Below are 6,755 nucleotides of genomic sequence, written 5' to 3'. Positions count from 1 at the left end.
AAACGACTTTGCCGGTACCGGTTTTCGTGCAATCGATGGCCCAGGTGACGATCGCGCGCCGGCGGCGCTGGCCGGCCCCACGTGGATCCCCACCGCGAGTGATACCGACCCGACGAAGGTGATGGCACCGGCCGCCAACGCGGTCATGGCCCCGGCGTAGGACAACTGCCGCTTCTGAGTGGGCGCCGGAACGGGTTCGCTGATGTGCTCGACCAGCTGGTCGTCGGTGAATTCGGTGCTTGCAGCCGCCGACAGCGCCGCGCCGCGCGCGATCGTCACCTGGGCCATCGATTGCACGAAAACCGGTACCGGCAAAGTCGTTTCGAGCTGCCAGGAGAGGCCGTCGATGTCGCTGTGGCCGCCCACCCCCCAGATCGCCGAGGCGGTGACGGCCGTCGCGCCGCTTCCGGCGGCCCCGCCGGCCAAGCCGCCGGCCCCACAAACGAAACTCCCTGCCGGCGAACCGGTTTCGGACGCCAGCGTTCCGGAGGAGCAGCCGGGCGCCGGTGGCGAACGACAGTCGGACGGCGGTAACCGACAGCCCTACCTGACCCGGGTGCTCGAGCACATACCCGGTGACACCGGCGATCCGGCGGTTGACTCGGCCCCGCGCGCAGCGACCGACCCGCAACCCTGAGCTCGCCCGACGCCGGTGACCGCGGCCCTCAGTTGCCCTGGGCGCGAACGGCGGCGAACGACAACGACACGTCGTCGGCGACCTGGACCGACCCCATCAGCAGCGAGTACGGCTTGATGCCGTAGTCGGACTGCCGGATGGTGGATTCGACTGACATCCGCCATGATTCCCCGAGGTCTTCGGTCTGCACCTCGACGACATGGTCCCGCGACACTCCCCGAATGTGCAGAGCGCCCATCAGGCGGTAGTTATCGCCGGCGTTTTCGATGACATCCGCCGTATAGCAGATTTCGGGAAACCGGCTGGCGGACAACGACTTCAGGGCGTTGGACCGCACCAGCGCCTTCTCCGCCCCGGACAGCCCTTTGACACCGCCGTCACCACGCAGCACCTCGAACGAATCGGTCTCGACGGTGAGCTGTGCGCTGACGGGTTGGGAGTCGGACCAGCTCACGGTGGCACGCCAGCGCGTCATCGCGATGGTAAGACGATGGCCCATCCGCGCCGCCCTGCCGCTAACGCCGGTGTGCAGCAACAACTCACCGTCAGCCGGGCCGATCGTCCACACCGCGCCTTGGTCGGAAGTCACGAATCGACCGTGTCACATGGTCAAAACGGTGCGATAGTGCGCCCGGCCGCCTTCCAGGGCCGCGTAGCCCTCCGCGGCTTGCGACAGCGGCAGCTCCTCGATCCACGCTCTTACGCCGGACAAGACCGCGAAATGCATCGTGTCCTCGACGTCTTTCGCCGTACCGGAGGGATGGCCGACGATGCTGATGCCCGGCGTTATCAGCTGCACCGGGCTGATCGGCAGCGGTTCGGGCGTGACGCCGATGGTGACCAGTTGGCCCCGGGGCAGGATGCCGCCGACCGTGTCGGCCATCGCCTTGGAGTTTCCGGCGGTGGCCAGGACGACCGTCGCGCCGCCCAAGTCCTTGAGCGCCTCGGCGGGGTCGTTGGCCGTGGAGTCGATGTAGTGATGGGCGCCCAGTTTTCGGGCGTCGTCGGCTTTGCCGGTGCCGCGGTTGATCGCGATGGTCTCGAAACCCATGGCCCGGGCGAATTGCACCCCGAGGTGGCCCAGGCCGCCGACGCCGAGTACCGCCACCCGGTCGCCGGGCAGCGCGTTGGTGTGCCGCAACGCGTTATAGGTGGTCACGCCGGCGCATCCCATCGGGGCGGCTTCGGCATCGGACAGCTCGGCCGGTATGCGCGCCAGCGCGCTCACCGGCACGGTCACCGACTCGGCATATCCGCCGGGATATTGCCAACTCGGCACCTTGCCGTTTTCGCAGTGAATGAACTGTCCCTTGCGGCATTGGTCGCAGCGCTGGCAACATCCGCCGAACCAGCCGACCGCGACGCGATCGCCGACTGCGAAATCCTGGACGCCGTCGCCGATTTCGGCGATCTTGCCGGCGATCTCATGCCCCGGAGTCAGCGGCCACGATATGCCGGGGAAGTCGCCGTTGACGAAGCGCGCGTCGGTCCCGCAGATGCCGCACGCGGCGACCGTCAGCCGCACCTCATCGCGACCCGGTGGCTTGGTTTCGGCGTCGACCAGCTCCAAAGCTGCACCGGCGGACGGGACATGGACGGCTCGATGATTGGGCATGTGATTAGCTTGTCACCCCTGGGCCTGATGCGCGACGGGACATTTCTGGGAGCCGTTGGTGTGGTAGTCGACCTGCCAGTGTTTGATCCCATTGAGCCACCCCGACCGCAGCCGTTCGGGCTTGCCGACCGATTCCAGGTCGGGCATGGCATCGGCGATCGCGTTGAACATCAGGTCGATGGTCATCCGCGCCAGGTTGGCCCCGATGCAGTAGTGCGCGCCGGTGCCACCGAACCCGACGTGCGGGTTAGGGTCGCGCAGGATGTTGAAGGTGAACGGGTCCTCGAATACATCCTCGTCGAAATTGGCTGAGCGGTAGACCATTACGACGCGCTGGCCCTTCTTGATCTGCACGCCGGACAGCTCGTAGTCCTGCAGGGCGGTCCGCTGGAACGAGGTGACCGGGGTGGCCCACCGAACGATCTCGTCGGCCGTGGTGGCGGGACGCTCCCGCTTGTACAGCTCCCACTGGTCGGGGAAGTCGGTGAAGGCCATCATGCCCTGTGTGATGGAGTTGCGGGTGGTCTCGTTGCCGGCCACCGCCAGCAGGATGACGAAGAAACCGAACTCGTCGTCGGAGAGCTTGTGCCCGTCGACGTCGGCCTCGATCAACTTGGTGACGATGTCCTCGCCGGGATTCTGCGCCCGGTCGGCGGCCATCTGCATGGCGTAGGTGATCAGCTCGACCGACGCACCCATCGCGTCATTGCGGGCGAATTCCGGATCCTGGTCGCCCACCATCTCATTCGACCAGTGGAACAGCTTCATGCGGTCTTCCTGCGGCACTCCCAGCAGTCCGGCGATGGCCTGCAGCGGAAGCTCGCAGGACACCTGCTCGACGAAGTCGCCGGAACCCGCGGCGGCCGCCTTCTCGACGATCTGACGGGCACGCTGGTTCAGGTCGTCACGCAGCAGCTCGACGGCGCGCGGTGTGAACCCACGCGAAATGATCTTGCGGAGGTGGGTGTGCTGCGGGGCATCCATGTTGAGCAACACGAACTTGCCGGTATCGCGCTGTTCGCGCACCGTGCCCTCTTTGTATCGGGGCAGGGCGGTGTTCACCAGGCTGGAGAACACGTCGCTGCGCCGCGAAATCTCTTTGACGTCCTTGTGCTTGGACACCACCCAGAAGCCGCCGTCATCGAATCCGCCCACCCCGTCCGGTTGTTCGTTCCACCAGATCGGCGCGGTCCGGCGCAGCTCGGCCAGCTCTTCCACCGGGAGCCGCTCGGCGTGGATGTCCGGGTCGGTGAAGTCGAAGCCGGGAGGCAGATTGGGGACCGGCTTGGCAGTTGGCTCGACGGTTGGCATGGCCCGCTCCTCGATGACGAAGTGGTCTAGTCGTCCTTGTGCAAGGAAACCACTGCCGCACCTTGGTTGGGAAGCATTGAGGAAAGATCGTCGGCGGCGAATTGGAACGTGTTCCTGACCGGCCGTTTCGCCCCGTGTCGCGGGTGCACGCCGACGATCGGACCCACAAGCCGGAACGGTCTTGTGGCCGACGGTCCGCCGGATATGCTTTGGTGCAGGTCACCGGCGACGACAGGCGGGGTAGGACATGATTCGGGAACTGCTCAGCGCCGCTTCGATAGCGGGCATCACGATCGGCCTGGCCCCGTGCGCGGCCGCCGGTTACGACGGCGACGTGCCGGGCATGAACTATCAGGCCTCGCTGGGCGCGCCGTGCGACAACTACGAGCGTTTCATCTTCGGACGGGGGCCCAGCGGCCAGGCCGAGGCTTGCCACTTCCCGCCCCCCAATCAGTTCCCCGCGGCGACCACCGGCTATTGGGTGGCCTCTTATCCGCTGTACGGAGTCCAGCAGGCGGGCGCCAAGTGCCCAGGCCCGCAGAGCGCCGCACAGTCGGACCGCGGACTTCCGATGCTGTGCCTGGGAGCCCAAGGGTGGCAAGAGGGCTGGTTCACCGGGGCAGGGTTCTTCCCACCGTCCGAGTAACGACCATGCGCGATCGTCCGGCTCAGCCTTCGATCCCACGCTGGCTACGCTTCGTGCTGGCCTCCGACCGGGCCGGCTCGGCCTGGTACATCGGGACCGGATTCTTCTTCGCGCCGGCGCTGGCGGTGCTCTCGCCCTGGCCCACCGTCACCGCCGTGCTGTGGGGTGTCATCGCGCTGGCCGGGCTCTGGCTGGGACTGCTGGGCGTCGCGATGGCCGTCGGACTGGCCCGAATTTTGCGCTCGGGGGCCGAAATTTCCGAAGACTACTGGCGCAGCCTGGTGCACTACTAGGCCCCGATAGGCGTCACCGCCCGTAGCCAAATGCCACCCGAGCCCGTCTAGAGTCGTAGCAACCGTCCTGCAACACAAGGGAGACTCGAGATGGCCTTCAACGCCAGGGATGCAGTCGACGCCGTCAGGGACATCGCGACCAACGCCGTCGAAAAAGCCTCCGACATCGTCGAACACGCCAGCGACATCATCCGCGGCGACGTCGCCGGCGGCGCCAGCGGCATCGTCGCGAATTCGATCGACATCGGCACGTACGCGGTGGACCGGACGAAGGAAGTGTTCACCGGACGCGACGAAGCCGACGAAGCCGACGAGGTCTAGGCGCACCGGCCAGGCCAGCCTCCGCGTCAGACGGAGGCGGCCTCGTTCAGTTCGTCCAGCCGGTTGGTGGCTTCCAGGTACTCCTGCACCCAGCGCTCGATGACCGTTGAGGTCTTCTCCACCTTGGTGAACTGCCCGACCACCTGGCCGACGGGGTTGAATGCCACGTCGACGGATTCGTTCGGGTACCTGTTGGTGGCCCGCACGGCCATGCCGGAGACCATGTACTGCAACGGCATTCCGAGCGGCTTCGGGTTTTCCGGTGCCTCCCACGCCTCGGTCCAGTCGTTGCGCAGCATGCGGGCCGGCTTGCCGGTGAACGACCGGCTGCGGACGGTGTCGCGGCTGCCGGCCTTGACGTACGCCTGCTGCTGAACCGGGGTGTTCGAGGACTCCTCGACCATCAGCCACTGCGATCCGGTCCACGCGCCCTGCGCGCCGAGCGCCAGTGCGGCCGCGATCTGCTCACCGCTGCCGATGCCACCGGCGGCCAGCACCGGGACCGGGGCGACCTCCTTGACGACCTGCGGCCACAGCACGATCGAGCCCACCTCGCCGCAGTGCCCACCAGCCTCACCGCCCTGGGCGATGATGATGTCGACGCCGGCGTCGGCGTGCTTGCGAGCCTGCGAGGGGGAGCCGCACAGCGCCGCGACCTTGAGCCCGGCCTCGTGGATGTGCTTGATCATGTCGGCCGGCGGGGTGCCCAGCGCGTTGGCGATCATCTTCACCTTGGGGTGCTTGAGCGCCACCTCGACCTGGGGCGTGGCCGTCGCCTCGGTCCAGCCGAGGAGCTGCAGGCTGTCGCCGTCGCTGTCCTCGACCGGCACGCCGTGGTCGGCGAGGATCTTCTTGCCGAAGTCGAGGTGCTCCTGCGGCACCATCTTGCGCAGCGTCTCGGCAAGCTCCTCCGCGGACAGATGGGAGTCCATGCCCTCGTACTTGTTCGGGATGACGATGTCGACGCCGTAGGGGTGGTCGCCGATGTTGTCGTCAATCCAATTGAGTTCGATCTCCAGCTGCTCGGGGGTGAAGCCGACCGCACCGAGCACGCCGAACCCCCCGGCCTTACTGACCGCCACCACGACGTCGCGGCAGTGGGTGAAGGCGAAAATCGGGAACTCGATGCCGAGTTCGTCGCAGATAGGGGTGTGCATTACAACTCCTGGGAGCTCGCCGAATTGGAACGTGTTCTAGTTTAGTACGTAGCTCACTGACGTGGCCAGCGGGTCCTGACCTGCGCCTTGCGACTACGACCCGTCACCGCGGTCAGATCGCGGTGCTGTTCGCCACCCACAGGACGAGAAACGCGAGCATGCAGGCGGCGCAGAGCAGATGGTCGCGGCACACCGAGCGCGCCAGGCGCGTTTGCTCGGGCGGACTGTCCTCGCGGTGCCCGAGCTGCACCGCATCGGGAACCGTGTGCGTCAACGCCAACATGGTCGGAATGCCGGCAAGCGCGGCCGACGTCACCAGCAGCCAACCGGGATCGTGGCCCCGCGCGGCCTGCAGCACCAGCGTTCCCACCAGGGTCAGCATGACGAGTGCGATCAATCGGCTCATCGGCCGAGACGCGGTGGTCGCGCGGTGGTAATACGCCGCGATGGAAGCGAGCACGGCCTCGGGCAGTTCGGTCGTGGCCTTGCGATATCGAAGTACCTGGACGTCGAAGATCAAATCCATCCACAAGACGGCGAGCAGGAACCCGCTGCAGGCCGTGAGCAACGAGGCCATGGCACTCACCCACCTCTATCCAATCGCGCACCGCGCCGCAGCGCGGTTGCCGCTTGGACTCATTGTTCTCGGCGACGCAATAGGCGCGATGGTCCACGCTTTGACGCGTTGATCCGGCAAACCCAAATCACTTGTGCCTCTTTTGTTTCAGTGGTTTCAGGGGAGCGCTTTTTGTCGGTGGCCCGTTCTAGCATTCGA

The 6,755-nt window shown here is 66.4% G+C and carries 9 protein-coding genes and 1 pseudogene; 4 read left to right on the top strand and 6 right to left on the bottom strand.

Annotation, left to right across the window (positions count from 1 at the left end; genetic code table 11):
• Positions 1–366, bottom strand: a pseudogene (locus A5646_RS21150) (hypothetical protein); the annotation flags it as partial.
• On the opposite strand from A5646_RS21150, the gene A5646_RS21145 reads away from it, so the two are divergent.
• Positions 347–637: a hypothetical protein gene (locus tag A5646_RS21145; RefSeq protein WP_066868436.1), complete on the top strand. Its 291-nt coding sequence runs from the start codon at positions 347–349 to the stop codon at positions 635–637. The pseudogene A5646_RS21150 and the gene A5646_RS21145 overlap by 20 nt on opposite strands.
• A 28-nt stretch (positions 638–665) precedes the next feature.
• Here A5646_RS21145 and A5646_RS21140 read toward each other — a convergent pair whose 3' ends face one another.
• Genes A5646_RS21140 through A5646_RS21130 form a run of 3 tightly spaced genes read right to left on the bottom strand, consistent with a single transcriptional unit; the run spans position 666 to position 3,563 of the window.
• Entirely contained in the window at positions 666–1,226 is a 561-nt protein-coding gene (locus A5646_RS21140) for a YceI family protein (protein ID WP_067023994.1), read from the bottom strand.
• A 12-nt stretch (positions 1,227–1,238) separates the two neighbouring features.
• Complete coding sequence (locus A5646_RS21135; protein WP_066868432.1) at positions 1,239–2,252, bottom strand: alcohol dehydrogenase catalytic domain-containing protein; 1,014 nt, start codon at positions 2,250–2,252, stop codon at positions 1,239–1,241.
• Between the two features lie 12 nt (positions 2,253–2,264).
• Positions 2,265–3,563: a cytochrome P450 gene (locus A5646_RS21130; protein ID WP_067023991.1), complete on the bottom strand. Its 1,299-nt coding sequence runs from the start codon at positions 3,561–3,563 to the stop codon at positions 2,265–2,267.
• A gap of 247 nt (positions 3,564–3,810) precedes the next feature.
• Between A5646_RS21130 and A5646_RS21125 the strand changes: the two genes are divergently transcribed.
• The 3 genes from A5646_RS21125 (at position 3,811) to A5646_RS21115 (ending at position 4,823) form a co-directional block, all read left to right on the top strand.
• Positions 3,811–4,209: a hypothetical protein gene (locus A5646_RS21125; protein ID WP_066868428.1), complete on the top strand. Its 399-nt coding sequence runs from the start codon at positions 3,811–3,813 to the stop codon at positions 4,207–4,209.
• Between the two features lie 5 nt (positions 4,210–4,214).
• Positions 4,215–4,502: a hypothetical protein gene (locus A5646_RS21120; RefSeq protein WP_066878724.1), complete on the top strand. Its 288-nt coding sequence runs from the start codon at positions 4,215–4,217 to the stop codon at positions 4,500–4,502.
• A gap of 90 nt (positions 4,503–4,592) precedes the next feature.
• Positions 4,593–4,823, top strand: coding sequence for a hypothetical protein (locus A5646_RS21115; protein ID WP_066868424.1), 231 nt, complete (start codon positions 4,593–4,595; stop codon positions 4,821–4,823).
• Between the two features lie 26 nt (positions 4,824–4,849).
• On the opposite strand, the gene A5646_RS21110 is transcribed toward A5646_RS21115, so the two are convergent.
• A complete protein-coding gene (locus tag A5646_RS21110; protein ID WP_067023988.1) occupies positions 4,850–5,980 on the bottom strand; it encodes a nitronate monooxygenase in 1,131 nt (376 codons plus the stop codon).
• A gap of 112 nt (positions 5,981–6,092) precedes the next feature.
• Positions 6,093–6,557 (bottom strand): hypothetical protein, encoded by a 465-nt coding sequence (locus A5646_RS21105; protein WP_066868420.1) that lies wholly within the window; start codon positions 6,555–6,557, stop codon positions 6,093–6,095.
• Positions 6,558–6,755 lie beyond the last annotated feature (198 nt).

It is taken from the genome of Mycobacterium sp. 1245499.0 (assembly GCF_001673615.1).
Classification (GTDB): domain Bacteria; phylum Actinomycetota; class Actinomycetes; order Mycobacteriales; family Mycobacteriaceae; genus Mycobacterium; species Mycobacterium europaeum_A.
This window is presented reverse-complemented; position numbering and strand designations above follow the sequence as displayed.